The sequence below is a fragment of the Streptomyces longwoodensis genome (genome assembly GCF_001514125.1).
Classification (GTDB): Bacteria; Actinomycetota; Actinomycetes; order Streptomycetales; family Streptomycetaceae; genus Streptomyces; species Streptomyces longwoodensis.
Genome location: NZ_KQ948550.1, coordinates 721997 through 746201, shown reverse-complemented (window position 1 = coordinate 746201; position 24205 = coordinate 721997). Strand labels below are relative to the sequence as shown.

The 24205-nt window shown below is 74.7% G+C and carries 20 protein-coding genes; 7 read left to right on the top strand and 13 right to left on the bottom strand.

Annotated elements, in window-relative coordinates; genetic code table 11:
- Positions 1 to 9: 9 nt before the first annotated feature.
- Positions 10 to 1971, bottom strand: a complete 1962-nt coding sequence (locus AQJ30_RS08090; RefSeq protein WP_067230409.1) for a DUF5107 domain-containing protein — start codon at positions 1969 to 1971, stop codon at positions 10 to 12.
- Between the two features lie 169 nt (positions 1972 to 2140).
- On the opposite strand from AQJ30_RS08090, the gene AQJ30_RS08085 reads away from it, so the two are divergent.
- Positions 2141 to 2488: a DUF6204 family protein gene (locus AQJ30_RS08085; RefSeq protein WP_067230406.1), complete on the top strand. Its 348-nt coding sequence runs from the start codon at positions 2141 to 2143 to the stop codon at positions 2486 to 2488.
- On the opposite strand, the gene AQJ30_RS08080 is transcribed toward AQJ30_RS08085, so the two are convergent.
- The 10 genes from AQJ30_RS08080 to AQJ30_RS08035 form a co-directional block, all read right to left on the bottom strand.
- Entirely contained in the window at positions 2460 to 3011 is a 552-nt protein-coding gene (locus AQJ30_RS08080; RefSeq protein WP_067230404.1) for a GNAT family N-acetyltransferase, read from the bottom strand. The genes AQJ30_RS08085 and AQJ30_RS08080 overlap by 29 nt on opposite strands.
- Positions 3012 to 3031: 20 nt before the next feature.
- On the bottom strand, positions 3032 to 3277 hold the full coding sequence (locus tag AQJ30_RS08075; RefSeq protein ID WP_067230402.1) for a LapA family protein: 246 nt from the start codon (positions 3275 to 3277) through the stop codon (positions 3032 to 3034).
- A gap of 88 nt (positions 3278 to 3365) precedes the next feature.
- Entirely contained in the window at positions 3366 to 4319 is a 954-nt protein-coding gene (locus tag AQJ30_RS08070) for a S66 peptidase family protein (RefSeq protein ID WP_067230399.1), read from the bottom strand.
- Positions 4316 to 6271 (bottom strand): dipeptidyl-peptidase 5, encoded by a 1956-nt coding sequence (locus AQJ30_RS08065; protein ID WP_245726846.1) that lies wholly within the window; start codon positions 6269 to 6271, stop codon positions 4316 to 4318. The genes AQJ30_RS08070 and AQJ30_RS08065 overlap by 4 nt, the downstream gene beginning before the upstream one ends.
- Before the next feature lie 16 nt (positions 6272 to 6287).
- On the bottom strand, positions 6288 to 7592 hold the full coding sequence (locus AQJ30_RS08060) for a M20/M25/M40 family metallo-hydrolase (RefSeq protein WP_067230395.1): 1305 nt from the start codon (positions 7590 to 7592) through the stop codon (positions 6288 to 6290).
- Positions 7585 to 8418 (bottom strand): M55 family metallopeptidase, encoded by an 834-nt coding sequence (locus AQJ30_RS08055; RefSeq protein WP_067230392.1) that lies wholly within the window; start codon positions 8416 to 8418, stop codon positions 7585 to 7587. The genes AQJ30_RS08060 and AQJ30_RS08055 overlap by 8 nt, the downstream gene beginning before the upstream one ends.
- A 100-nt stretch (positions 8419 to 8518) precedes the next feature.
- Complete coding sequence (locus tag AQJ30_RS08050; RefSeq protein ID WP_067230389.1) at positions 8519 to 9244, bottom strand: class I SAM-dependent methyltransferase; 726 nt, start codon at positions 9242 to 9244, stop codon at positions 8519 to 8521.
- Positions 9245 to 9395: 151 nt separating this feature from the next.
- Positions 9396 to 11930: a SpoIIE family protein phosphatase gene (locus AQJ30_RS08045; protein ID WP_067230388.1), complete on the bottom strand. Its 2535-nt coding sequence runs from the start codon at positions 11928 to 11930 to the stop codon at positions 9396 to 9398.
- Between the two features lie 182 nt (positions 11931 to 12112).
- Positions 12113 to 14521 carry an MFS transporter gene (locus AQJ30_RS08040; protein ID WP_067231022.1) on the bottom strand — a complete coding sequence of 803 codons (2409 nt, stop codon included), beginning with the start codon at positions 14519 to 14521 and terminating at the stop codon, positions 12113 to 12115.
- Positions 14522 to 14769: 248 nt separating this feature from the next.
- Positions 14770 to 15219: an SRPBCC family protein gene (locus AQJ30_RS08035; protein ID WP_067230385.1), complete on the bottom strand. Its 450-nt coding sequence runs from the start codon at positions 15217 to 15219 to the stop codon at positions 14770 to 14772.
- A 194-nt stretch (positions 15220 to 15413) separates the two neighbouring features.
- Here AQJ30_RS08035 and AQJ30_RS08030 point away from each other — a divergent pair, with 194 nt between their 5' ends.
- On the top strand, positions 15414 to 16517 hold the full coding sequence (locus tag AQJ30_RS08030; protein ID WP_211278941.1) for an Rv2578c family radical SAM protein: 1104 nt from the start codon (positions 15414 to 15416) through the stop codon (positions 16515 to 16517).
- A 115-nt stretch (positions 16518 to 16632) separates the two neighbouring features.
- Complete coding sequence (locus tag AQJ30_RS08025; protein WP_067230383.1) at positions 16633 to 16974, top strand: DUF6233 domain-containing protein; 342 nt, start codon at positions 16633 to 16635, stop codon at positions 16972 to 16974.
- Between the two features lie 19 nt (positions 16975 to 16993).
- Here AQJ30_RS08025 and AQJ30_RS38930 read toward each other — a convergent pair whose 3' ends face one another.
- Positions 16994 to 18025 (bottom strand): peptidoglycan recognition protein family protein, encoded by a 1032-nt coding sequence (locus AQJ30_RS38930; RefSeq protein ID WP_079083913.1) that lies wholly within the window; start codon positions 18023 to 18025, stop codon positions 16994 to 16996.
- Positions 18026 to 18290: 265 nt separating this feature from the next.
- Between AQJ30_RS38930 and AQJ30_RS08015 the strand changes: the two genes are divergently transcribed.
- Positions 18291 to 19871, top strand: coding sequence for an alpha/beta hydrolase (locus AQJ30_RS08015; RefSeq protein ID WP_067230381.1), 1581 nt, complete (start codon positions 18291 to 18293; stop codon positions 19869 to 19871).
- 53 nt (positions 19872 to 19924) lie between these two features.
- Positions 19925 to 20323, top strand: a complete 399-nt coding sequence (locus AQJ30_RS08010; protein ID WP_067230378.1) for a RidA family protein — start codon at positions 19925 to 19927, stop codon at positions 20321 to 20323.
- A 32-nt stretch (positions 20324 to 20355) separates the two neighbouring features.
- Here AQJ30_RS08010 and AQJ30_RS08005 read toward each other — a convergent pair whose 3' ends face one another.
- The gene (locus AQJ30_RS08005; protein WP_067230375.1) at positions 20356 to 20931 is read right to left on the bottom strand and encodes an adenylosuccinate lyase; all 576 of its coding nucleotides are present in this window, start codon (positions 20929 to 20931) and stop codon (positions 20356 to 20358) included.
- Between the two features lie 403 nt (positions 20932 to 21334).
- Here AQJ30_RS08005 and AQJ30_RS08000 point away from each other — a divergent pair, with 403 nt between their 5' ends.
- Positions 21335 to 23140, top strand: coding sequence for a 3-hydroxyacyl-CoA dehydrogenase family protein (locus AQJ30_RS08000; RefSeq protein ID WP_067230374.1), 1806 nt, complete (start codon positions 21335 to 21337; stop codon positions 23138 to 23140).
- 136 nt (positions 23141 to 23276) lie between these two features.
- On the top strand, positions 23277 to 24086 hold the full coding sequence (locus AQJ30_RS07995) for a TetR family transcriptional regulator (RefSeq protein ID WP_067231017.1): 810 nt from the start codon (positions 23277 to 23279) through the stop codon (positions 24084 to 24086).
- Positions 24087 to 24205: the final 119 nt, after the last annotated feature.

Genomic DNA, 24205 nt, shown 5'->3' with positions numbered 1-24205 from the left:
CTCACCCCGTCACGTCCCCTCCGGGCGCATCCGGAAGTCGAGCCGGGCCGGCAGCGGGCCGTCCCCGGCGCGGGCCCACAGCCGGTCGATGTCGTCGGCGCCCTCGCGCAGGTCGGCGGGCTCCAGGTCGTCGTCGAGCACGGCCCGCGCCGCCTCCCGCCGCCCCTCGGCAAGCAGCAGCGCGGCCTCGGCCAGCCGGAACCGGCCGCGGGCGCGGATGTCGGGCCCCAGCCGCTCCCACACCGCGCGGGCGGCGGCGGGGCGGCCCGCGGCGAGCAGCGCCTCGATCGCCTCGCGGCCGAGCGCGGCGCTCGCCGCCGTCCAGGCCTCGCCGTCGTCGCGGCGTTCGCGGCACAGGTCGTCGAACGCCTCGGCATACCGGTCGGCGGCCCGCTCCCGGTGCCCGTCGAGCCGGTCGGCGACGGCCAGGCAGCGCAGCAACGGCCAGAGGGAGGGGGCCAGTTCGAGCCCCCGCTCCCAGCTGCGGACGGCCTGGGCGTGGTCCCCGGCGTGCCACTGGGCGACGCCGAGGTGGTACTCGGCGGACGGGGTGGCGGGAGCGGTCTCCAGCATGTCCCGCCAGTGCGGGGCGACCAGGCTCGGGCCGGGAGGACGTACCCGGCGGGGCTCGGGGTAGGACCCGGTGCGCAGCAGTTCCCGCCACGGTTGCTGCTCCTCGCCGAGCGTCTCCTCGGGGAAGGGGGTGCCGGGCAGCTTCCAGCCGGTGCGCAGCACTTCGAGGGCTCCCCAGCCGGACCCGGTGGCCAGCACCTCGCCGGGGTCGGTGTCGGCGCGGGTCCGCCAGGCGGCGTACGCCGCGTCGACGGAGGCCCGGGGCAGCACGGCGGCCAGGCGGGCCTCGGCCTCCCGGACCACGTCGGGCCAGGCGCCGTCGCGCGGGGCGTCCAGCGGGCCGTACGCCTCCAGCCAGGACACCTCGCCCTCCGCGTCCAGCCGGACGTGCTCCAGCTGGGTGCGGGCGAGGCCGGCCTGGATCTCGCAGTAGCCGCCGGTGCCGGGCTCGGTGAGCCACTCCTGCCAGCGCCGGCCGCCCGGTCCGGTGCCCCACACGAACAGCTTGCGCCCGCACAGCGCGTCGGTCGACGTCTGCACCAGACCGTGCCCGTCGGCGTCCAGCGCGGCGATCCAGCGGCGCCGGCCGGCCGGGACGTCGTAGAAGTAGTCCGCGGCGTGACGGCTGTCGAGCGGGTGGCTGCGGTCGGCGCCGTCGTGCAGGGGGACGGGGACCCGGCGCAGCCGGCGCTCGTACCCGAAGTGGTACGCCGCGTCGGCCGGGGCGAGGACGCGGCACTCCTCGGGCACCGCGGTGTTGGACCACCAGTACAGCGGGCGGGGCCTCTCGTGCGGGTTGCGCACACGGACGCCGACGTACAGGAAGTCGGAGCCGTCCGGCAGCCACAGGTCGACCTGGAAGGGCAGGTCGCGCAGCCGCTCCCACTCCCACAGGCGCAGCATCTCACCGCCGTCGGGGGCCGGGACGCGGGCGGCGTGCAGGGGCGAGCAGGACAGGGTGGTGTGGCCGGTGGCGCCGATGTTCCACTCGACGCCACCGGAGTACCAGGCGCCGTTGAGGGCGAAGTTGGCCGGCTGGAACACCGGGTTGCGGTAAAGGAGTTCACGGCCCGTCGGCTTGTGCAGCAGCGACGCGATCCGGCCGCCGAGCGACGGCAGGACGGTCACGGCCAGGCGGTCGTTCTCCAGGACCAGGGCGTCCAGGTCGCGCGGTGCGCGCCGTCTGCCGTAGCCGTCGCGCGCCCGCACGGGCAGCAGGCTGCGCAACGGCTCGTACCTGATCTGCCGGGCCATGTCCCGCGGCAGGTCGTGGAGGTCCCGGTCCTCGACGTGGTGGACCTCGTCGAGCGGGCTCAGCGGGGGCAGCGGGTTGTCGGGTCCCAACTCGGCGGCGGGCAGGGTCACTACGGCACGTCGGATGCTCGTCACGCCCCCCATGGAAACCTCCGCGGGCGGCGCTGACCAGGGCCGCCGCAGGTCAGGATTGCGCAAAGGGGCGGATCCGGGCACCGTCGCGAGGGCCGGCCGCGCGGGAAAATCCCGTGGGCGCTGCGCCCCCGCCGCCGTAGAGTCGGGCCGGTCACGGCACGAGCGAGGAGCGCACACGATGACCGAGCAGCACACCTACCGGGTGATCGTCCGGGGCACCTGGGACGGCCTGACCGAGGAGGCCCGCGCCCGGCTGCTCGCGGAGGCGGACCGGCACGGGCTGGCGAGCATGCGGTTCACCGAGGAGGGGACGCTGACCTACGAGCCGCGCCCGCTGAAGCACTTCTCGATGCGCTACGTGGTGGTGTCGGACGCGGCCGACGGCGAGGAGATGGCGGGCGCGCTCGCCGAGGAGCGCGCCGAGGCGGCGCTGCGGGCGCTGGGGTACGGCTGGACGGCGCTGCGTTCGACCGTGACCGACCTGGACACCATGAAGGTCAACCGGAAGTCCGCATCTCGACGGTGAGCGCCCAGCGTTCGTGGTCGCGCCAGTCCCCGTCGATGTAGATCATCTTCGGGGAGAAGCCCTCCAGCCGGAAGCCCGCGGCCCGGGCGAGCGCGACGGAGGCGGTGTTCAGCGGCTGCACGTTGATCTCCAGGCGGTGCAGCCGCATCGGTCCGAAGGCGTGCCCGACGACCAGGTCCAGCCCCTCGCGCATCAGACCGCGCCCGGCGGCGTGGGCGAAGGCGCCGTAGCCGAGCGCGCCGCACTGGAAGCCGCCCTCGACGATGTTGTTGATGTTGACGAAGCCCGCGATGGCCCCGTCGTCCCGGGTGCACACCAGGAACCCTGCCTTGGACGGGTCCTCGATCAGCCGCGCGGCATAGGCGGCGTACGCCTGGGGCGTGGTGGGCGGGAACAGCCAGGGGTGGTGCAGGTCCTTGCTCTCCCGGGCCCGCGCGGTGAACTCGGCGGCGTCCTGGTAGGTGAAGTGGCGTATGCCCACCCGGGGGCCCTCGGCGAGGAAACGGGACGGTGTGTGCGGCATCGGGCCAGGGTACGGCGCGGTCAGCGGCGCCGCCTCGCGAGGGTGAGGTAGGACCCGCAGAGCGCGCCGATGAGGCCGGTGGCGAGCAGGGCCACCCACAGCGGCATGGTCACCACGGGCACCAGCAGCCTGATCTCGGTGTCGGCCGTGTTCTCGAAGATGAAGACGAGGCCGAGGACGGCGAGGACCAGGACGGCGATCCGGGCAGGGGTCAGCGCACGGGTGCGTGACTCCCCGGTGCGCCGCTCGGAGGTCTTCGTGCTCATGCAACCAGGGTGCGCCCGCCGGGCGCCGCCCGCACGCCGGGCCGGGTCCCCCCCCGGGCGGTGACGGGCCGCACCAGGGGCCCGCGTCTCAGAGCAGGGCCGGCTCGTCCAGGGTCAAGGTGCCCGCGTCCGCGTCGAGTTCCGCGCCGACGCCGAACGGCACGGTCAGTGCGCCCGCCCCGTGCCCGAAGCCGAACTCCTCGGCGACCGGCACCCCGAGCCCGCCGAGCCGGTCGGCCAGCACGTCGCGCACCCGCTCGTAGGGCCCGCACTCCTCCCAGGAGCCGAGCAGCACCCCGCGCACCCCGTCGAGCCAACCGGCGCGCAGGAGTTGGGTCAGGCTCCGGTCCAGCCGGTACGGCTGCTCCCCCACGTCCTCCAGGCACAGCAGCCCGCCCCGCGCCGACGGCCGGGCGTACGGGGTGCCCAGGTCGGCCGAGAGCAGGCTGAGGCAGCCACCGAGGAGGACGCCGCGGGCGCGGCCGGGGACCAGGGCGCCGCCGCCGGAGGTCCCGGCGATCACGCGGGCGGTCTCCGGGGCGAAGAGCGTGGCCCGCAGGTGGTCCTGGGCGCGGGCATTCTTCAGGAAGTCGACGCCCGCCGCCATCGGCCCGTGCAGGGTGACCAGGCCGAGCCGGGCCGCGAACGCCTCGTGCAGCGCGGTGACGTCGCTGAACCCGACGAGCACCTTGGGCCCGGCGGCCCGCATCGCCTCCCAGTCGAGCAGGTCGACGACGCGCTGGGCGCCGTAGCCGCCCCGGGCGCAGATCACGGCGGCCACGGACGGGTCGCACCACGCGCGCTGGAGGTCGGCCGCGCGGTCGGCGTCGGTGCCCGCCAGGTACGGGAAGCGCGGGTGCCGGTCCAGGACGTGGGGCGCGGCCACCGGGTCGAGGTCCCAGCCGCGCAGCACGTCGAGGCCGGCCTCCAGCCGCTCCTCGGGCACCGGGCCGCTGGGCGCCACGACCGCCACCCGGGCGCCGGGGGCGAGCCGGGGCGGGCGGCGCAGGGGGGCCTGCGGGTGGGGCGCGCGGTCCGTCACGGGGCGAGCTCCAGGGTCGGCACGCCGGGCGGCCGCAGGCCGAACACCTGCGCGTACAGCGAGAGTTCGGCCTCCAGGGCCCGCCGTACGGTCTCCGCCCGGCGGAAGCCGTGGCCCTCGCCCTCGAAGGCGAGGTAGGCGTGCGGGACGCCCCGGCCCTCCAGCCGGGCCAGCAGCCGCTCGCACTGGGCGGGCGGGCAGATCACGTCGTCCAGGCCCTGCAGCAGCAGGAACGGCACGTCGATCCGGTCGGCGTGCTCGACGGGCGAGCGCTCGGCGTAGCGTCCGGGCACCTCGTCGAGCGGTCCGACCAGGCTGTCCAGGTAGCGGGACTCGAAGTCGTGGGTCTCCCCGGTCGCCCAGCCGGTCAGGTCCAGCACGGGGTAGATGATCGTGCCGCAGGCGTAGACGTCGGTGGTGGTGAGGGAGACGGCCGTGGTCCAGCCGCCCGCGCTGCCGCCGCGGATCGCGAGCCGGTCGCGGTCGGCGGTGCCCTCCTCGGCGAGCGCGAGGGCGACCGCGGCGCAGTCCTCGACGTCGACGACGCCCCACTGCTCGCGCAGCCGGTCGCGGTAGGCACGCCCGTACCCGGTGGAGCCGCCGTAGTCGACCTCGACGACGCCGATGCCCCGGGTGGTGAAGTAGGCGATCTCCAGGTCGAGGACGAGGGGGAAGCGGCCGGTGGGTCCGCCGTGCGCCCACACCACGTAGGGCGGCCGCTCGGCGTCGGGGGCGGCGCAGCCGGGGTGGTGCGGCGGGTAGACGTGGGCGTGGATCTCGCGGCCGTCGGGTCCGGCGAAGGTGCGGATCTGCGGCTCGGGGTAGTGGGCGGGGTCCACCGCGTCCCGGTGGGCGGAGCCGATCACCCGGGCCCGGCCGGTGCGGGTGTCCAGCTCGACGACCTCGTAGGCGCTGCGCGGGCTGGCCGCGACGGTGGCGATGCGCTCGCCGTGCACCGCGAGGGTGGAGGCGAACTCGGTCCACGGGCCGGCCGCGTCCACGAGGTCGCCGGTCTCGGGGTCGAGCACGCCGAGGGCGGTGGTGCCGCTGCCGTGCACGACGGCGATCAGCCCGCTCTCCAGCGGGGCGAACCAGCGCTCCCCGAGCTTCCACAGGGCGCCGCCGAACTCCTCCTCGCGCCGGCACAGGGGACGGCCGTCGCGGTACAGGTTCCACCAGCCGCTGCGGTCGCTGGTCCACAGCAGACCGCCGTCCGGCGCCCACTCGACCTGCGCCAGCGACTCCTCGGGCCCGCCGGCCACCGTGCGCGGGGCGCCCAGGGTGCCGTCGGGGCGCACGTCGGCGACCAGCAGCTCGGTGCCGTCCCACGGCATCCGCGGGTGGTCCCAGGCGAGCCACGCGGCCCGGCGCCCGTCCGGCGACAGCCGCGCCCCGGTCACGAACCGGTGGGCGTCGCCGGTCAGTTCACGGACGGCCGAGCGGTCCTCGGCGGCCGACCCGTCCAGCGGTACGGCGGCCAGGACGCGTCGTACGTCGGTGGGGCCGTCGCCGGTGAACTCCTCCAGCACGCACCACACTTCGTCCCGCTCGGGCCGCACCACCAGGTCGGCCCAGCGCAGTCCGCCGCCCACCGGCGAGAGCGGGGTGAGCGGCGTGGGCTCGCCGCCGCCGGGCTCGTACCGGTACAGCCGCTGGTCGGCGAAGTGCGCGAAGACCACCACGGGCCGTCCCTCGCGCACGGTGCCGTCCCAGGGGCGGCCGCCGTACTCCATGACCCGGCTGCGCACGTTCCACGGGGCGGCCAGCACCGACTCCTCGGTGCCGTCCGCGCGCCGTCGCACCAGGGTGCGGCGGCCGCCCTCGGCGGGCCGGGGCGCGGTCCACCACACCTCGTCGCCGACGAAGCCCACGTACTCGGGCCGCCCGTCGTGGGCGGCGGCGGTCGCGGCGTCGACGGGCGACGGCCACGCGCCGTACGGCAGGATGCGCACGTTCTCCCCCACTCGCCTAGGCCGTCCGCAGGAACCGGTCGAGGACGCGGACGCCGAAGTGCAGCGCGTCGACCGGAACGCGCTCGTCGACCCCGTGGAACATGGCCTGGTAGTCGTAGCCCTCCGGCAGCTTCAGCGGGGTGAACCCGTAGCCGGTGATGCCGAGCCGGGAGAACTGCTTGGCGTCGGTGCCGCCGGACATGCAGTACGGCACCACGTGCCCCTCGGGCGCGAACTCCCGTACCGCCTCGGCCATCCGGGCGTAGGTCGGCGAGTCCACCGGCGCCTGGAGGGCGACCTCGCGGTGGTCGAACTCCCAGTCGACGTACGGGCCGGTCAGCTCGTCGAGGGTGGCGCGGAACTCCTCCTCGTGGCCCGCGAGGTGGCGTCCGTCGACGTGGGCGACCGCCTGGCCGGGGACCACGTTCACCTTGTAACCGGCGGACAGCATCGTCGGGTTGGCGCTGTTGCGCACGGTCGACGCCACCAGGTCGGCGGCCGGGCCGAGCTTCTCCAGCAGGCCGTCGACATCGCTCAGGTCGGTCTCGATGCCGTACAACGCGGCCAGTTCGGTGAGCGCGGCCCGCACGGTCGGGGTGAGCCGCAGCGGCCACTCGTGCTCGCCGATCCGGGTGATCGCCGCGGCGAGCCGGGTGACCGCGTTCTCCCGGTTCACCTTGGAGCCGTGTCCGGCGCGGCCGCGCGCGGTGAGCTTCAGCCAGCCGGTGCCGCGCTCCCCCGCCGCGATCGGGTAGATCTGCCGGCCGGACCCGTCGTGGAAGGTGAACGCGCCGGACTCGCTGACGCCCTCGGTGCAGCCCTCGAACAGGCCGGGGTGCCGGTCGGCGAGGAAGCCGGAGCCGTCCTCGGCGCTGGCCTCCTCGTCGGCGGTGAAGGCGATGACGACGTCCCGCCGGGGCCGCACGCCCTGCCGGGCCCAGGAGCGCACGACCGCCAGGATCATCGCGTCCATGTTCTTCATGTCGACCGCGCCGCGCCCCCACACGACGCCGTCGCGGACCTCGCCGGAGAAGGGGTGCACGCGCCAGTCGGCGGCCTCGGCGGGCACCACGTCCAGGTGGCCGTGGAGCAGCAGCGCGTCGGCGGACGGGTCGCTGCCCTCCAGGCGGGCCACCACGTTGGTGCGGCCCGGGGTGTTCTCCAGGAGGACGGGTTCGAGACCGGCGCCCGCCAGCTGTTCGGCCGCGTACTCGGCGGCCGGCCGCTCCCGGCAGTCCCCGCCGCCCCGGTTGGTCGTGTCGATCCGGATCAGGTCCGAGGTGAACCGCACCACCTCGTCCAGCGCCTGCCCGTCAGCCATACTGCTCCTCCACCGCGGCCGAGGCGATCGTGGTGACCGCCTTGAAGGTGCGGATCGCCTCGTACATCGTTTCGTGCGTGTAGGCGACCTTGCGCTCGCCGGTGCGGCCGACGCCGGGGACGACCGTGACGGCCGTCGCCAGGTGTTCGGCGTCGAACTCGACGGCGACTGTATACGGTCCGCCGCGGACCGGATCCCGGCGGCCCGCCAGCGCCACGGCCTGCTTCGCCGCGGCCCGGATGTCGGCGGCGGTGCGGGCCGGGGTCCGGCACACGGCCGCGTACCGCGACACGTGGTCCTTCACGGCCACCTTCAGCGCCTCGGGCGCGTAGCCGAGGGCGTCCTCGCAGGCCAGGTCGTCACCGGTGACCAGCACGACGGGCACGCCGTACTCGGCGACGACGTGCGCGTTGAGCAGGCCCTCGCTGGCGCGCACGTCGTTCAGCCACACGCCGGTGATCTGGTTGGCGAGGTAGGTGTGGGCGAGGACGCCTTCCATGCCGGCGCCCGCGTGGTAGCCGATGAACGCGATGCCGTCCACGTCGCCGTGCTGCACGCCCTCCACCATGGACAGCGCCTTGTGCCGGCCGGTGAGCATCTGCGCCCGGTCGTCGAGGCGCTCCAGGAGCAGGTTGCGCATCGTCCAGTGCGCCTCGTTGATCAGCACCTCGTCGGCGCCGCCGTCGTAGAAGCCGAGCACCGCGGCGTTCACGTCGGAGGTGAACATCGCCCGGCACCGTTCCCACTGGGGTGTCCCCGGCAACACGTCGGCGGGCCAGGTCACGCCGGTGGCGCCCTCCATGTCGGCGCTGATGAGGAGTTTCATGCTGCGCACGTTACGCGGGGGGACGGGGGCACGTCACGAAGGGGGCAGGTGACGGGCCTGACGGGTGCCGGCGACCGCGCCCCGCGGCCCCGCCCCCGGCTCAGTCCTCGCGTCCGGCGACGAGCCACAGGGACGGCAGGCGGACCGGGGTGCCGTCGGGGCCGGTCTCGGTCGTGGTGAGCGGTGCCCTTCCCGAGGCGAGGACGGTCAAGCCCGCGTCGCTCAGGTGGCGCGGCACCGCGTCGTCGGCGACCTCGCCGGGCGCTATGCCGTGGCGGAATACGGGCGCCAGTTTCGGCGGGGGGCCCGACGGGCCCTGGGCCAGTCCCCCGAGCACGGGCCGTGCGGCCTCGGACAGTTCGACGAGGAGCGCGCGCCCGCGCCGTCCCACCAGCGTGGCGATCCCGTCGGCCAGGGGCTGCCGGTCGTCGGGGTCGCACTGGTGCAGCACGCCCCGCAGGTACACGTTGGCGTCGCCGAGTTCGGCGTGCAGGGCCTCCGTCTCGCCCTTGTCGGCGGCGTTCAGCTGCCGGTACGCCGCCCGTCCGGCCGGGTCGGCGCGGCGGGCGTGGTCCAGGGCGGCGGCGGCCAGGTCGACGCCGACCACGTGCGGGAAACGCCCTGCGAGGAAGCGGGTCTGGGTGCCGTTGCCGCAGCCGAGGTCGACCAACGGCAGCCCGGCGTCACGCAGATGGGGTGTCAGCAGGGGCAGGTGGAGTTCCGCGGTGAGCGCCGGGTCCGCGTCCCAGAACACCTCCCCCGGCGCGCCGGGCGCCTCGCGCCAGAAGCCCTCCCAGGCCTCCCGGTACCGACTGGTCACGCTCATGCCCGACTCCCCAGGGTGCACGGCCGATCCGTCGCGGTTGACGGCCCCGTACGGTCTATCGCCCCGGGGGCGCGCGGACAAGCGCCCGGCGCACAACTTCACGTCTTCCACGCTCCGTTCGGACCGGCGGGCGCCATGAGTGCCCGCGGCCTCAGCGGCGCGGCAGGGTCAGCTCGAACCAGACCGTCTTGCCGGCCGCGGTGCGGCTGGTGCCCCATTCGCGGGCCAGGGCGCTGACCACGCGCAGTCCGCGTCCGGCCTCCGCCTCGGGCCCGGCGTTCCGCAGGGTGGGCAGCTCGTGGTCGTCGTCGTCCACCTCGCACAGCAGCGTGTCGCCGCGCACCAGCCGGACCTCGACCGGGCGGGCCCGGGTGTGCCGGACGGCGTTGGTGACCAGTTCGCTGACCATCAGCTCCGCCGGGTCCGCGAGCCGGGGCAGTCCCCAGTCGTGCAGCTGCTCGCGCACGACCGCGCGGGCGCGGCCGACCTCGGCGGGCCGGGGCGGGAAGCGCCACTCGGCGACGTCCTGCGGGGCGATGCCGTTGAGGCGGGCCATCAGCAGGGCCACGTCGTCCTTGCGGCCGCCGCGGGTGTTGAGGGCGCGAATGATGGTGTCGCAGGCGTCGTCCATGGAGGCCGCCGGGTGGGCGGCCGACGCGCACAGGGTCGCCAGGCCCACCCCGATGTCCTCGCCGCGCATCTCCACCAGCCCGTCGGTGCACATCACCAGCCGGTCGCCGGGCTCGACGGGCACCCGGACCGCCTCGAAGGGCACCCCGCCGACGCCGACGGGGGCGCCGGTGGGCAGCTCCAGCAGCTCGCTGCGGCCGTCCCGGGCGCGCACCAGCACGGGCGGGATGTGTCCGGCGTTGGCGAGGTGCAGCACGCTCGCGATCGGGTCGTACACGGCGTACAGGCAGGTCGCGAGGTAGCCGTCGCCGAGGCGCTGGGCGAGGTCGTCCAGGTTGCGCAGCAGCTGGGCGGGCGGCAGGTCGAGGGCGGCCATGGTCTGCACGGCCGTACGCAACTGGCCCATCATCGCCGCCGAGTTGAGGCCGTGGCCCATCACGTCGCCGACGACCAGGGCGGTGCGCGCCCCGGGGAGCTTCACCGAGTCGAACCAGTCGCCGCCGACCCGGCCGAGGAGCGTGCCGGGCAGGTAGCGGGTGGCGATGTCGCAGCCCGTCCGGTGCGGCGGGATGTGCGGCAGCATGCTGTCCTGGAGGGTCTCGGCGACGCTCTCCTGGTACGTGTACATGCGCGCGTTGTCGAGGACGAGGCCCGCGCGGGCGGCGAGTTCGGCGCCGGTGACCTTGTCCATGTCGTTGAACTCGGCGCGCTCGGGGTGGCGCAGCAGGATCATGAAGCCGAGGACGACGTTGCGGGCCTTGAGCGGCACCACCAGCATCGAGCGGCCCGTGATCAGGGGCCGGATGTCGCGCTTCTCGAACTGCGAGGCGATGGCGTGGCCCAGCTGCTCGCTGATCCGCGGCACCAGGACGGGCTCGCCGGTCGTCATGCACTGGAAGAACGGGGTGTGCGCGGGGAACGGCATCGCCTCGCCGACGGGCACCACGTCGTCCCAGCGGCCGGGTTCGTCGGTGTGCTCCAGGGCCACCCGGTGCCACAGGGTGGTCGTGTCGGGCACGCCCTCCGCGAACCCCTCGCCGGCGACGACCTGTTCGCGCAGGTAGGTGCCGGCGACGTCGGTGAAGCGGGGCACGACGGCCTTGCTGACCTCGACGATGGTGCGGGCGAGGTCGAGCGAGGTGCCGATCCGGCCGCTGACCTCGTTGAGGAACTCCAGGCGCTCGCGGACGGCGGCGTACTCCAGGTCCTCGGCCTCGTCCGCGAGGTCGTCCGGTATCGGCAGCCCCCCGGCGGCGGCCCGGGCCGCCCGCTCGCGGCGGGCCCGGCGCTCCACCCGGCGCGAGACGCCCCAGTCCGGGGTGACCGGGACGCGCGCGTTCTGGCTGAACTCCAGGATCGGGTACCCCAGTTCGAGGACCTGCGAGACGATGCGGGCGCTCTCCCCCACGCTCATGCTGGGCAGGATCTCGGGGAGCCGCCCGGCGAGGTCCTCGGCGCCGGGGAAGTCGGTGTGCAGGGCGAAGCCGGGCGCGATGCGCTCCACCGCGAAGGGGTCGCGGGGGCCTTCCGCGCCGCCCGTGCCGTGACCGCCGTGGCCGTCGGCGCCGCCCCCGCCGTCCTGCTCGTGCAGTCCGGCCGCGTCGGCGGCGAGCACCAGCAGCCGTTCCCGGCCGGGTCCGACGAGCGGGTAGGCCCACCACAGCACGTCGACGCGGGCGCCGGGGTCCGGCCGGTCCCGGGTGGCGTGCGCGGGCACGCTCAGCCGGGCGCGGCCGGCCGCCGGGTAGGACAGGCCGTGGTCGAGGGAGCTGCCGAGGCCGGGACCGAGCCCGTCGAGGGCGGCGTAGTCGTCGTACGGCAGGTCGTCGTCCACGTCGGGCAGCGCGCCGGAGACGGGCAGCAGGTCGACCGCGGGCTGTCCGACGGCCTCCTCCTTGGGCACGCCGAACAGCCGTCGGGCGCCGCTGCTCCAGTGCGACACCAGGCCGTCGCGGTCCACCACGACCACGGCCAGCGGGACGCGCCCCGCGTCCCGCGGCCCCGCGGGGTCCGTTCCGCGGCGGGGAGGTGTTTCCCTCTCGGTGCCACGGTCCATGGCCCAGGCCCTCTCTCCCCAGAGCTGTGCAAGATCTGTTCCGCTGGGCCCACCGTACGGCGCGGGTGTGGCGTGCGTGTGTCAATCCCGGAATTGTTTCGCCCGCGGTCGGGCGGGGTAGGCCGTGCCGTTCGGGCGCCTCCCGGGCCGGGCGGCGGGAGCGCTCCCGCCGCCCGCCGGCGTCAGTCCTCGTGGCCCAGTTGCAGGTCACGCTCCGTGCGGCCGCCGCCGGCGACCTGGAGCACGGTGGCGACCGGCGGGTAGCCGGCGGCGATCACGGTGTACTCGCCGGACGACAGGTCGACGAAGCGGAACGTGCCGTCGGGTCCCGTGGTGAGGGTGTCGACCACGTTGCCCGCCGCGTCCAGCAGCGTCACGCGCGCGTCCTCGACCGGCCGGCCGCCGCTCGCGCGGACGGTGCCGCGCAGCACGGCGCCGCCGGCCAGTTCGATGTCCTGGCGGGTCTCGCGGGAGGCCTGCACGCTGACCGGCAGCGCGGCCGGGCGGAACGCGGGCGCGCTGGCCGCGAGAGTGTACTCACCGGCGACCAGCTCGGTGATGACGTAGCCGCCCTCGCGCGCGCTGCGGGTGCTCGCGACGACCTCACCGTGGACGTTGGTGAGGGTGACGGTGGCGTCGCGCACCGGGGTGCCGTCGGCGGTGACCACGCTGCCGGCGAGGCGTCCGGCGCCGCCGAGGACGACGTCCAGCTCGACCGGGCGCTCGCCGACGGTGACGGAGACGGCCTGCGGCTGGTGCCCGCCGGCGGCGGCGATCAGGACGTACGACCCGGAGCCGGGCGCGGCCAGCGCGTACCGTCCGTCCTCGCCGCTCGCGCCGCGTCCGACCTGCTGTCCGGCGACGTCGATGAGGGTGAGGGCCGCGCGGGGCACCACGGTCCCGTCGGAGTGCTGGACCGTGCCGCAGACGGCGACGCCGGGCGTCTGCGCCGCACGGGACGCGACGGGGCTGCCGCCGCCCGCGGGGTGGGGGACGGTCTGCGGGTACGGGGTGGTCACGGGCTCGGTCTCCGTCCCGGTGGGGGGTGTGTGGGCGGTCGCGGCGGCGGTGTTCACCAGGGGGGTCTCCTTGAGGAAGAAGGCGAGGAGCAGGCCGAGGAGGAGGACCGGCACCAGGTAGAGGAAGATCCTCGGCATGGCGTCGGCGTAGGCGTGGATGTAGGCGTCGCGCAGGGCCGGGGGCAGCGTGTGCACGAGCTGCGGGGTGATCGACTCGGCGTCGGGCAGCGCGGCCCCCGCGCGGGCGGGCAGCCGGTCGGCGAGGGCGTCGGCGAGCCGGTCGGCGAAGAGGGTGCCGAAGACGGCGGCGCCCACGCTGCCGCCGATCTGGCGGAAGTAGTTGTTGGCGCTGGTGGCGGTGCCGAGGTCGGTGGGGCCCACGGAGTTCTGCACGGCGAGGATCAGGACGGGCATCACCATGCCGATGCCGGCGCCGAGCACGGCCATCGACAGGCTGTACTGGAGCCGGGGGGTGTCGACCTCCAGGCGCGAGAGCAGCCACATGCCGGTCGCGGCGAGCGCCGAGCCGAGGATCGGGTAGGGCCGGTAGCGGCCGGTGTGGCTGATCAGCTGCCCGGAGACGATGGAGGCGACGACGATGCCGCCCATCATCGGCAGCATCAGCAGCCCGGACTCGGTGGCGGTGGCGCCGTCGACCATCTGCAGGAAGGTCGGCAGGTAGCTCGCGGCGCCGAACAGCGCGACGCCGATGACGAGGCCCACCAGGCCGGTGAGGGTGAAGACGGAGTCGCGGAACAGCCGCAGCGGCATGAGGGGTTCGGCGGCGAAGCGCTCGGCGACGAGGAACAGCGCGGTGGCGAGGACCGCGCCGGCGCCGAGGCCGAGGATGACCCGCGAGTCCCAGGCGTATTCGGTGCCGCCCCAACTGGTCAGCAGGACCAGGCAGGTGGAGGCCGCGGCGAGCAGCAGGGTGCCGACGACGTCGAACCGCGGCCGGGTGCGCGGCTTGGGCAGCTTCAGCACGGTGGCGACGACGGCGAGCGTCACCAGCCCGAAGGGGACGTTGACGTAGAAGCACCAGCGCCAGGACAGGTGGTCGGTGAAGTAGCCGCCGAGCAGCGGGCCGGCCACCGAGGCCAGGCCGAACGCGGCCCCGATGAGGCCCATGAAGCGGCCGCGCTGCCGGGGCGGCACGATGTCCGCGATGATCGCCTGGACGCCGATCATCAGTCCGCCCGCGCCGACGCCCTGGACGGCGCGGAACGCGATGAGCTGGTCCATGGTCTGCGCCCGGCCGGCGAGCCCGGAGCCGATGACGAACACGACGATGGCGAACTGGAAGACGCCCTTGCGGCCGAGGAGGTCACCGAGCTTGCCGTAGACCGGGAGGCCGACGGTGGCGGTGAGCAGGTAGGCGGTGATCGCCCAGGACATCTTGTCCAGGCCGTGGAGTTCACCGACGATCCTGGGCAGGGCGGTCGCGACGATCATCTGCTCCAGCGCCGCCAGCAGCAGCGCGAGCATCAGCGCGAAGAAGACCAACCGCACCCGGCGCGTCCCGGGTTCGGGCGCCGGGGGCGCCGTGTCGGGCGGGAGGTCCACCGCGGCCACCCCGACCGGTGCGGCCGCCGCCCCGGCCGGCTGGGCCGGCTCAGCCGTCCCGGTGGCCCCCGCGTCCCGCTCCAGCGTGCTCCCGCGCACCTGCCGCTCCCCTCGTCGCACCTGCCGCACAATTGCCGCGTGAAGCGCCAACTCCGAGCAAGCACGACGAGTTACGGCGTCGAACCGGTCCGAAAGGAGAACCACTCGAACCGGTGACGGGGATCAGCGGATCCCAACGCCCAAGGAGCGGGCGGCGGTTACGCCGGCTTCTCGACCTCGGTGGCGAGCCGGGCCAGGATCGCGTCGTAGATCCGGCCGAGCCCCTTGGGCGCGAAGGTCCTCTCGAAGAAGCCGCCGATGCCGCCGGCGCCCTGCCAGGTGGTGGTCACCACGACCCGGGAGCGGCCCTCGCCCGCGGGCGTGACGCGCCAGGTGGTGACCATCGAGGAGTTGCGGTCCTTCTCGACGAGCTCGCCGTCGGTCGGCTCGCTGACCTCCAGGAGGCAGTCGCGCACCCGCTTGCTGGTGGCCTGGAGCTTCCAGTGCACCAGGGTGCCCTCGCCGTCGCCCCCCTCGCGCACCTCGTACTCGCTGAACTGCTCGGGCAGCAGCTTGCCGCGCGTGCCGCTGTAGTCGGCGATCGCGTCGAACACCGTCTCCGGGTCCGCCGCGACGACCCGTTCCGTCGTGGCCTCGACCTGCGCCATTGAGTTCCTCCAGGTCCTGGTTTCTCGGGGCTGGGGCAAGCCAACCACCCCGGCCGTCGGCCGCCCAAATCGGGGTCCGGCAAGCGCCGGCGGGATCCCTCGCGGAGCACCTGCTGAGAACACTCGGCGACAGCACTCGCACGATCATGGGAACAGATGTTCTATTGTGGGGTCTGCGCTACCGAGGAGGCGTCATGCGCTGGGAAAACCTCACCGTGAACCCGGGGGAACCCGAAGAGCACGCGGCACCCGGGGAGCCGGCGGGGTCCGCGGACTCCGGGGGGTCCGGTCACGGCCGGGCCGACGCCGCGCTGTTCGGCGCGGACGCGGTCACCACCCGCACCTTCGACACGCCGGAGTTCCGCGGCATCACCTTCCACGAGATCCGGGCCCGCTCGATCCTGAACCGGGTGCCGGGCGCCTCGCGCATGCCCTTCGAGTGGACGGTCAACCCCTACCGCGGCTGCACGCACGCGTGCGTGTACTGCTTCGCCCGCAAGACGCACAGCTACCTGGACCTCGACACCGGGATCGGCTTCGACACCCAGATCGTGGTCAAGGTCAACGCCGCCGAGGTGCTGCGCCGCCAGCTGGCCTCGCCCCGCTGGCACGGCGACCACGTGGCGATGGGCACCAACGTCGACTGCTACCAGCGCGCCGAGGGCCGCTACCGGCTGATGCCGGGCATCCTGGCGGCCCTGCGCGACCGGGCGAACCCGTTCTCCATCCTCACCAAGGGCACGCTGATCCTGCGCGACCTCGACCTGCTGCGCCAGGCCGCGGACGTCACCGACGTGGGCGTCTCCGTCTCGGTCGGCTTCACCGACCGCGAGCTGTGGCGCACCGTGGAGCCCGGCACCCCGGCGCCCGAGCGGCGCCTGGAGGTGGTGCGCACCCTCGCGGACCACGGGCTGGGCTGCGGTGTCCTGATGGCGCCGGTGATCCCCTTCCTCGGCGACGAGCCGGCCCAGCTGCGCGCGACCGTGCGGACGATCGCGGCCGCCGGGGCCACCTCGGTCACCCCGCTGGTGCTGCACCTGCGCCCGGGGGCCCGCGAGTGGTTCATGGCGTGGCTGGGGCAGCACCACCCGCACCTGGTGCGGCGCTACGAGCGTCTGTACGCGGACGGCGCCTACGCCCCGACCTGGTACCAGCGCCGGATCACCCGCCAGGTCCACGACCTCGCCCGGGAGTACGGCATCGGCCCCACGCGCGCGGGGATGCCCCGCCGCGTCACGCGACCGGAGCCGGCCGAGCAGCCGGAGCCCTCCGGGCCGACCCAGCTCACCCTGCTCTGAGCCCCGCCGGGCCGACCCGGCTCCCCCTCCCCTGAGCCCCGCCGGGCCGACCCGGCTCCCCCTCCCCTGAGCCCCGCCGGGCCGACCCGGCCCCCTCTGCCCTAAAATCGAACGTGTGAACGATCCCGGTCCCTCGCGCCTCGCGCTGCTGCGCTTCCTGGAGCGCGTGCAGCTGCGCGATCTCGAGCGCACGCGCTGGTGGATCGCGCTGGAGGAGCGCCGGGAGGCCGAGAAGCAGCGGGGCGTCGAGGCCCGCCCGTCCGCACCGGAGTGGGTGCTGGAGCTGGGGCTGAACCGGGACGCACCGGCGGCGTACGTCCACGTCGGTGACTGCTGGAACGCGGCCCGCCGCAGCCGGGGCATCAGCAGGGAGCAGGCGTTGCGGGCCCTCGCCGAGGGGGTGAGGGCCTGCCCGCACTGTCGGCCCGACAGCGCGCTCGGCTACCAGGAGGGCTGAGACCCCCCGTGCGGGGCCGTCACGCGGTCCAGTAGGGCCCGGAGACCACCCGGTGCAGCAGCCGCACCGGGCGGCCGTCCGGGGTGGTGGGCCGCACCTCGAACCACAGCCGCTTGCCGGCGGGGACCGGCACCGAGTGCGCGAACTGGTGGCCTCCCCCGCCCCGCCGGTCGACGGCCAGGTAGGCGGAGGCGTTGCGGTTGTTCAGGTCGGTCACGTAGAACCGGCCCTGGATCCTCGTCCCCGGGTCGGTGGCCTCGTCGACGGAGAGGTGGACCAGGGTGTCGTGGACGACCGGCCCGGTGTGCAGGACGCCGTCCGTCCGGAAGGCGAGCGCGGTCCACTCGCCGCTGGGCAGGTCGACGTCGACGGCATTGGCCTCGTACAGGCTCTTGGGCACTTCGTCCTCCTCCACGTGGGGCCAGCGGCCCGCCGGTTGTGCCAGGCACGCCTTCAGGTCGGCGCGGAACGTCGTCATCGAGAAGCCGCGCGGGTCCGGCTTCTGGTCGGACCACTCCAGGTGGCCGATGCAGGACTTCTCGCCCCAGCCGTGCGCGCGGCAGATCGCCGCGGTGGCCTTGACCATCGCGGTGTACTGCACCGGGGGCCACGGGTCCCTGCCGTCGCCCCGGTTCTCGCACTCCCACCCGTAGAAGCGGGAGTTGCCGTCGACCGCGCCCGCGCTGCCCTCGTGCTCGTGCGGGGCGGGCGGCCGGGCGCCGTAGGACTCGTCGGCGACGGCCCTGAGCACGGCCGGGTCGCCGCCGCCGGCGTGGTTGGCGCGGCCGTTGCCGACCAGGTGGACCGTGCCGTTCTTGGTGATGCAGCCGGTGGCGAGCGGGCCGGGCAGGTCCGACCGCCCGCGGAAGATCATGCCCACCACGTCGGTGCCCGGACCGGTCACCGTGTGGTGGACGATCACGCCCTGGACCGGGCCCCAGGCGCCCTTCCGGTTGCGGTTGTTGGTGCGCCAGCCGGCCACCTCGTGGACGGTGCAGCCCTCGGCCTTGAGCGCGGCCACCAGCCGGTCCGCGCTGAGCGGTGTCGCCATGCCAGTCCTCCGATCACGGCCGGACGCTCCCGTTCCCGTTGTCCCGCCGTACGCGGCCTATGCCCCGCCGGGCGCGGCCTACGCGACCCGGCCCCGCCGGGGTGGCGCGGTGACGGTCCGTCATCGGCCGTGCGTTCGAGGGCTTCCGGCGGCCCGATCGGGTCAACAATCGGCGGAACGGGTTCGTCCGCGGGCGCCGTCCGGAACGATGCGGCGAGGGCCGTGACCCGCGCGGTCCGCTCACCCTCCGTCCTGGGAGGACCGGATGAGAAAACGCGCAGCCGTGCTGTGCGGTGCCGCCGCCGTCGTGGCCGGGACCCTCACCGCCGTGCCCGCCGACGCCAGCCCGTCGCACCCGCCGCAGACCGCCCGAGCGGCACAGCTCAGCTGGAAGAAGTGCGGCACCGACGACTACCCGACCCTGCAGTGCGCGTCCCTGAAGGTGCCGCTGGACCACGCGCGTCCGAAGGGCCGGCAGATCACCCTGGCGCTGTCCCGGGTGCCGCACACCTCCGCCACCTACCAGGGGCCCCTGCTGGTCAACCCCGGCGGGCCCGGCGGCAGCGGCCTGTCCCTCGCCGGGTTCGTCGCCTCCGCGCTGCCGAAGGCGGTGGCGTCCCAGTACGACGTCATCGGCTTCGACCCGCGCGGGGTGGGCGGGAGCACGCCCGCCCTGGACTGCCGGCCCGGCCACTTCGACCCGGTCCGCCCGGACTCGCTCCCGTTGACCGCGCCCGTCGAGCGGGCGAACGTACGGCGCGCCAAGGCCTTCGCCGCGGCCTGCGGCAGCAAGTACGCGAGCGTGCTGCCGTACCTCGACACCCCGGACACCGCACGGGACATGGACGCGATCCGCCAGGCCCTGGGCGCGCGCCGGCTGAACTACTTCGGCTACTCCTACGGGACCTACCTGGGCGCCGTGTACGCCAAGCTGTACCCGCAGCGGGTGCGGCGCCTGGTGCTGGACTCGATCGTCGACCCCAGCGGCGTCTGGTACGAGGACAACCTCGCCCAGGACCGCGCCTTCGACGACCGCCACCGCGCCCTGATGGCGTGGATCGCGCGGCACGACGCCACGTACCACCTAGGCACCGACCCCGCGCGGATCGAGTCCCGGTGGTACGCGATGCGGACGGCGCTGGCGAAGGAGCCGGCGGGCGGCACCGTGGGCGCCTCGGAACTGGAGGACACGTTCCTGCCGGGCGGCTACTACAACGGCTACTGGCCGTACCTCGCCGAGGCGTTCGCGGCGTACGCCAACGACGGGAGCACCGGGCCGCTGCTGGAGGCCTACCGGAGCTTCGCGGCGGTGGACGCCTCCGGCGACAACGGCTACAGCGTCTACTCCGCGGTGCAGTGCCGGGACGCCGTCTGGCCGCGCGCCTGGTCGCGCTGGCGGGCGGACAACTGGGCGGTGTACGGCAAGGCGCCGTTCATGACCTGGAACAACGCCTGGTACAACGCGCCCTGCGCGTTCTGGCCGGTCTCCTCGCTGCGCCCGGTCGACGTCACCAACCGCAAGCTGCCGCCGGTGCTGTTGTTCCAGGCGACGAACGACGCGGCCACCCCGTACGAGGGCGGCGCGCTGGTCCACCGGATGCTGCGCGGCTCGAGCCTGGTGGTCGAGCAGGGCGGCGGCAACCACGGCATCACCCTGAGCGGGAACGCCTGCCTGGACGACCACTTGGCCAGGTACCTCGCCGACGGCACGGTGCCGCGCGGCTCGGGCGGGGCCGATGCGGTCTGTGCGGCGCTGCCCGATCCGCAGCCGCTGAGCACCGAGGCAGCGGCCTCGGGTACGGCCCGCGGCTCCACGCTGCACGGGCTGCTGGGCTTCCGCGGCTGACGGACGCCGGGGGCGGGGGCCGTCCGTCGGGCGCGTGATCCATCATGGGAGGCATGAGCCGACCGACGAGGATCCCCGCCCCCGAAGGGGTCGCCCCCGCCGCCCAGTACGCCCACGTCGTGACGGCCACGGGCCGGCTCGTCGCGGTCTCCGGGCAGCTCCCGCTGGACGAGCACGGCGCGCTCGTCGGCGAGGGCGACCCGGCGGCCCAGGCCCGGCAGGTCTTCGAGAACCTCCGCCGCTGCCTGGCCGCCGCCGGTGCGACGTTCGACGACGTCGTCAAACTCACCTACTTCGTCACGGACGTGGCCCACCTGCCGGCCGTGCGCGAGGCCCGCGCCGCGCACGTGCCCGACGAGCGCCTGCCCGCCTCCTCGGCCGTCCAGGTCGCGGCCCTGGTCCGGCCGGAGTTCCTGCTGGAGGTGGAGGCCCTGGCGGTGGTGGCCGCCTGACGCGACCGGCCGGACCCTGGCAGGGTGTGTGCCTACCGCTGCCGCGGGATGCGCGCCAGCGCGTGCACGGCCGCCTCGGCGAGGGGCGGGTGGGCGAGGGCCTCGGTGAGGACCGGGCGGGCCCGGGTGTCGGCCAGGGCGCCGAGCCCCTCCACGCAGGCCAGGGCCACCCGCCGGTAGGGGTCGTGCGGGCGCAGGCGCCGGCGCAGGGTGGTGATCAGGGCGGGCACGGCCTCCGGGGCCCGCAGGTCGACCAGCAGCCGCACCGGGTGCAGGGCGTAGGCCACGCGCAGTTCGTTGGTGGCGAGCGCGGCCGCGGCGCGGGCGGTGCGCGGGTCGCCGAGGCGGGCCAGGGCGTGGGCGGCGGAGGCGCAGCGCGGCGGGTCGCGGTGGTTGAGCAGCAGGACGAGGGTCTCGAAGGCCCGCCGGTCCCCGGCCGACCCCAGGCGGAACGCGGCCAGTTCCCGGGCCCACAGCGGCTGCGCCGGCGCGGTGAGCACCCCGGCCAGCACCTCGGCGTCGTCGGTGGCGGCGAGCCGCTCGAAGTCCGCCGTACCGCCCGACTCCTGCCGTAAGCGCTCCGTGAGTGATCGCAACTCTTCGTCCATGACGCCGAGCGTAGGCGGCCCGGCCGGAGCACAGGAGGCAGATCACACACTTGGGTCCGGCTCGGATCCGGCTGGGGTCTGGCGCGCTCGTTACCCACCGGTTAAGCTCAGACGAGCGAGTCACCCACTCGCAGCAACGCCTCACGACGGCCTGGTGACGCAGCCGTCGGGAGCAGCAGTCGGTTCGGTGCCTCAGGTACCGCAGTACGACCAGGCCTCGGGACAGGGCCGGTCGGAATCCCCTTCCGTGCATCGGCCGGGCGTGTGCGCGCCCGCGGTGACGGCAGGGACCGGGCGTGTGCGCTCGCAGCCCGAAGACACCCGCATCCCTCACGCACCCGGTGCGCCGCCTCGGCGCACCGGGGGGCGTTCCCAGTCGTCACCCTCATCCTGGAGTCCCGCGATGGCCACTCCCCAGTCCGACTCGTCCCTGTCCCCGCTCGGTACCGTCGCCGTGGTCGGCCTCGGCACCATGGGCACCGGCATCATCGAGGTGCTGGCCAAGGCCGGCCGCCAGGTGATCGGCATCGACATCAGCGGGGCCCAGGCCGCGCGGTCCGTCGCCGCCCTGGAGTCCTCCACCGCCCGCGCCGTCGAGCGCGGCCGGCTCACCGAGCAGGAGCGCGCCGGCGTTCTCGCCCGGGTGACCACCTCCACCGACCTGCGGGCGGCGGCCGAAGCCGACCTGGTCATCGAGGTGACGCCGGAGTCGTACGAGGTCAAGCAGCAGGTCTTCCGCGAGCTCGACGCGATCGTGCGTCCCACGGCCGTCCTGGCGACCGGCACCAACGCCCTGTCCGTGACCCGGCTGGCCGCCGACTCGGCCCGCCCGGAGCGGGTGCTGGGCCTGCACTTCTTCAACCCGGCGCCGGCCATGAAACTGGTCGAGGTCGTCTCCTCCGTGCTGACCGCGCCGCAGGCCGTCGCCGCGGTCACCGACCTCGCCCTCGAACTGGGCAAGGAGCCCGTCGCGGTGGGCGACCGCCCCGGGTTCGTCGCGGACGGGCTGCTGTTCGGGTACCTCAACCAGGCCGCCGCGATGTACGAGTCCAAGTACGCCTCCCGCGAGGACATCGACGCCGCGATGCGGCTGGGCTGCGGCCTGCCGATGGGCCCGCTGGCCCTCCTGGACCTGATCGGCGTCGACACCGCCCGCACGGTCCTGGACGCCATGTACGCCGAGTCCCACGACCGGCTGCACGCCCCCGCGCCGATCCTGAAGCAGCTCAGCGAGGCGGGCCTGACCGGCCGCAAGGCGGGCCGCGGCTTCTACACCTACGAGGCCCCGGGCAGCGCCACCGTCGTGCCCGACGCGCTGACCCCGCAGGAGGGCGCCGCGTCCGCGCCGGGCCGCCCGGTGCGCTCGGTCGGCGTCGCGGGCTCGGGCACCATGGCCTCCGGCATCGCGGAGGTGTTCGCCAAGGCGGGCTACGACGTCGTCCTGGCCGCCCGCAGCGAGGAGAAGGCCGAGGCGGCGCGGGCCCGCATCGGGAAGTCCCTGGCGCGCTCCGTCGACAAGGGCCGGATGACGGCCGAGACGGCCGCGAAGACCCTGGACCGGATCACCCCGGCGGGCTCCTACGACGCCTTCGCCGACGTGGACCTCGCGGTCGAGGCGGTCGCCGAGGACCTGGACGTGAAGCGGCAGTTGTTCGAGGCGCTGGACAAGGTGTGCAAGCCGGGCGCGATCCTGGCCACCACCACCTCCTCGCTGCCGGTCGTCGCCTGCGCCCGGGCCACCTCGCGTCCCCAGGACGTGATCGGCATGCACTTCTTCAACCCGGCGCCGGCCATGAAACTGGTCGAGGTGGTCCGCACGGTGCTGACCGCCGACGACGTCCACGCGACGGTGCGCGAGGTGTGCGGGACGATCCGCAAGCACGCCGTGGACTGCGGCGACCGGGCCGGGTTCATCGTGAACGCGCTGCTGTTCCCCTACCTCAACAACGCGGTCAAGATGGTCCAGGAGCACTACGCCTCGCTCGACGACATCGACGCGGCGATGAAGCTGGGCGGCGGCTACCCGATGGGCCCGTTCGAGCTGCTGGACGTGGTCGGGCTCGACGTCTCGCTGGCCATCGAGCGGGTGCTGCACCGCGAGTTCCGCGACCCCGGGCTGGCCCCGGCCCCGCTGCTCGAGCACCTGGTGGCCGCGGGCTGCCTCGGCCGCAAGACCGGCCGGGGCTTCCGCGAATATGCCCGGCGCTGACCGCCCCCGCGGCCGGTTCCCGGCGGACACGGACTGGGGCGGCCTGCTGGGCCCGGCCGCCCCCGTCCCGGCCCCGCCGGGCGGGGGAACCGCCGGACCGGCGCACCGAGCTGCGGACATGCAGTACGTTCGGGTCATGTCCCAGCCCGCCAAGTCCTCACGTACCCCCGCCACGCCCGACGCCCCGGAGAGCGCCGCGGGCAGCCGCGCGGCCGCCCAGCGGCTCAAGATGCGCCGGGAACTGGCGGCCGCGGCCATGGAGTTGTTCGCGACCAAGGGGTACGAGGCGACCACCGTCGACGAGATCGCGGCCGCGGCCGGGGTCGCCCGCCGCACGTTCTTCCGCCACTTCCGCTCCAAGGAAGAGGCGATCTTCCCCGACCACGACGACACCCTGATCCGCGCTGAGGCGGTGCTCAACGCCGCTCCCGCGCACGAGCACCCGCTGGACACGGTGTGCCGCGGCATCAAGGAGGTCATGCGGATGTACGCGGCCCGGCCGGACATCTCGGTCGCCCGCTACAAGCTCACCCGTGAGGTCCCCACCCTGCGCGAGGCGGAGATCGCGTCGGTGGCCCGCTACGAGCGGCTCTTCACCCGCTACCTGCTGGGCCACTTCGACGAGCACGCGCACGACGACGACGCCAACGACGACCCGCTGCTCGCGGAAGTCGCGGCCTCCGCCGTGGTCACCGCCCACAACCACGTGCTGCGGCGCTGGCTGCGCGCGGGCGGCCAGGGCGACGTGGAGGCGCAGCTGGACCACGCCTTCGCGATCGTGCGCCGCACCTTCGGCACGGGCATCGGAGCGGGCCGGTCCACGGCTCCGGGGCCGGCCCCGGCGGCGGTCTCGGCCGAGGGCGAGGTGCTGGTGACCGTGGCGCGCACCGACGCGCCGCTGCACGAGGTCATGCGGACCATCGAGCAGGCCCTCAAGGAGCGCTGAGGCACCTTCCCGCTGCGCCCGCAGCTGTGACGACGGCCACCCCTCGGGGTGGCCGTTTTGGCATGTCGGGGGCCCTTTTCGGGGAGATTCACGGCCCCGTTCGATCGATCATCGCTCAT

Excerpts from the sequence above, each read along its gene's own strand:
- AQJ30_RS08080 (WP_067230404.1), bottom strand. The coding sequence starts at position 3,011 with ATGCCGCACACACCGTCCCGTTTCCTCGCCGAGGGCCCCCGGGTGGGC.
- AQJ30_RS38930 (WP_079083913.1), bottom strand. The coding sequence starts at position 18,025 with ATGGCGACACCGCTCAGCGCGGACCGGCTGGTGGCCGCGCTCAAGGCC.
- AQJ30_RS08030 (WP_211278941.1), top strand. The coding sequence starts at position 15,414 with ATGCGCTGGGAAAACCTCACCGTGAACCCGGGGGAACCCGAAGAGCAC.
- AQJ30_RS08005 (WP_067230375.1), bottom strand. The coding sequence starts at position 20,931 with ATGGACGAAGAGTTGCGATCACTCACGGAGCGCTTACGGCAGGAGTCG.
- AQJ30_RS08050 (WP_067230389.1), bottom strand. The coding sequence starts at position 9,244 with ATGAGCGTGACCAGTCGGTACCGGGAGGCCTGGGAGGGCTTCTGGCGC.
- AQJ30_RS08055 (WP_067230392.1), bottom strand. The coding sequence starts at position 8,418 with ATGAAACTCCTCATCAGCGCCGACATGGAGGGCGCCACCGGCGTGACC.
- AQJ30_RS08035 (WP_067230385.1), bottom strand. The coding sequence starts at position 15,219 with ATGGCGCAGGTCGAGGCCACGACGGAACGGGTCGTCGCGGCGGACCCG.
- AQJ30_RS08045 (WP_067230388.1), bottom strand. The coding sequence starts at position 11,930 with ATGGACCGTGGCACCGAGAGGGAAACACCTCCCCGCCGCGGAACGGAC.
- AQJ30_RS08010 (WP_067230378.1), top strand. The coding sequence starts at position 19,925 with ATGAGCCGACCGACGAGGATCCCCGCCCCCGAAGGGGTCGCCCCCGCC.
- AQJ30_RS08075 (WP_067230402.1), bottom strand. The coding sequence starts at position 3,277 with ATGAGCACGAAGACCTCCGAGCGGCGCACCGGGGAGTCACGCACCCGT.
- AQJ30_RS08090 (WP_067230409.1), bottom strand. The coding sequence starts at position 1,971 with ATGGGGGGCGTGACGAGCATCCGACGTGCCGTAGTGACCCTGCCCGCC.
- AQJ30_RS07995 (WP_067231017.1), top strand. The coding sequence starts at position 23,277 with ATGTCCCAGCCCGCCAAGTCCTCACGTACCCCCGCCACGCCCGACGCC.
- AQJ30_RS08060 (WP_067230395.1), bottom strand. The coding sequence starts at position 7,592 with ATGGCTGACGGGCAGGCGCTGGACGAGGTGGTGCGGTTCACCTCGGAC.
- AQJ30_RS08015 (WP_067230381.1), top strand. The coding sequence starts at position 18,291 with ATGAGAAAACGCGCAGCCGTGCTGTGCGGTGCCGCCGCCGTCGTGGCC.
- AQJ30_RS08000 (WP_067230374.1), top strand. The coding sequence starts at position 21,335 with ATGGCCACTCCCCAGTCCGACTCGTCCCTGTCCCCGCTCGGTACCGTC.
- AQJ30_RS08085 (WP_067230406.1), top strand. The coding sequence starts at position 2,141 with ATGACCGAGCAGCACACCTACCGGGTGATCGTCCGGGGCACCTGGGAC.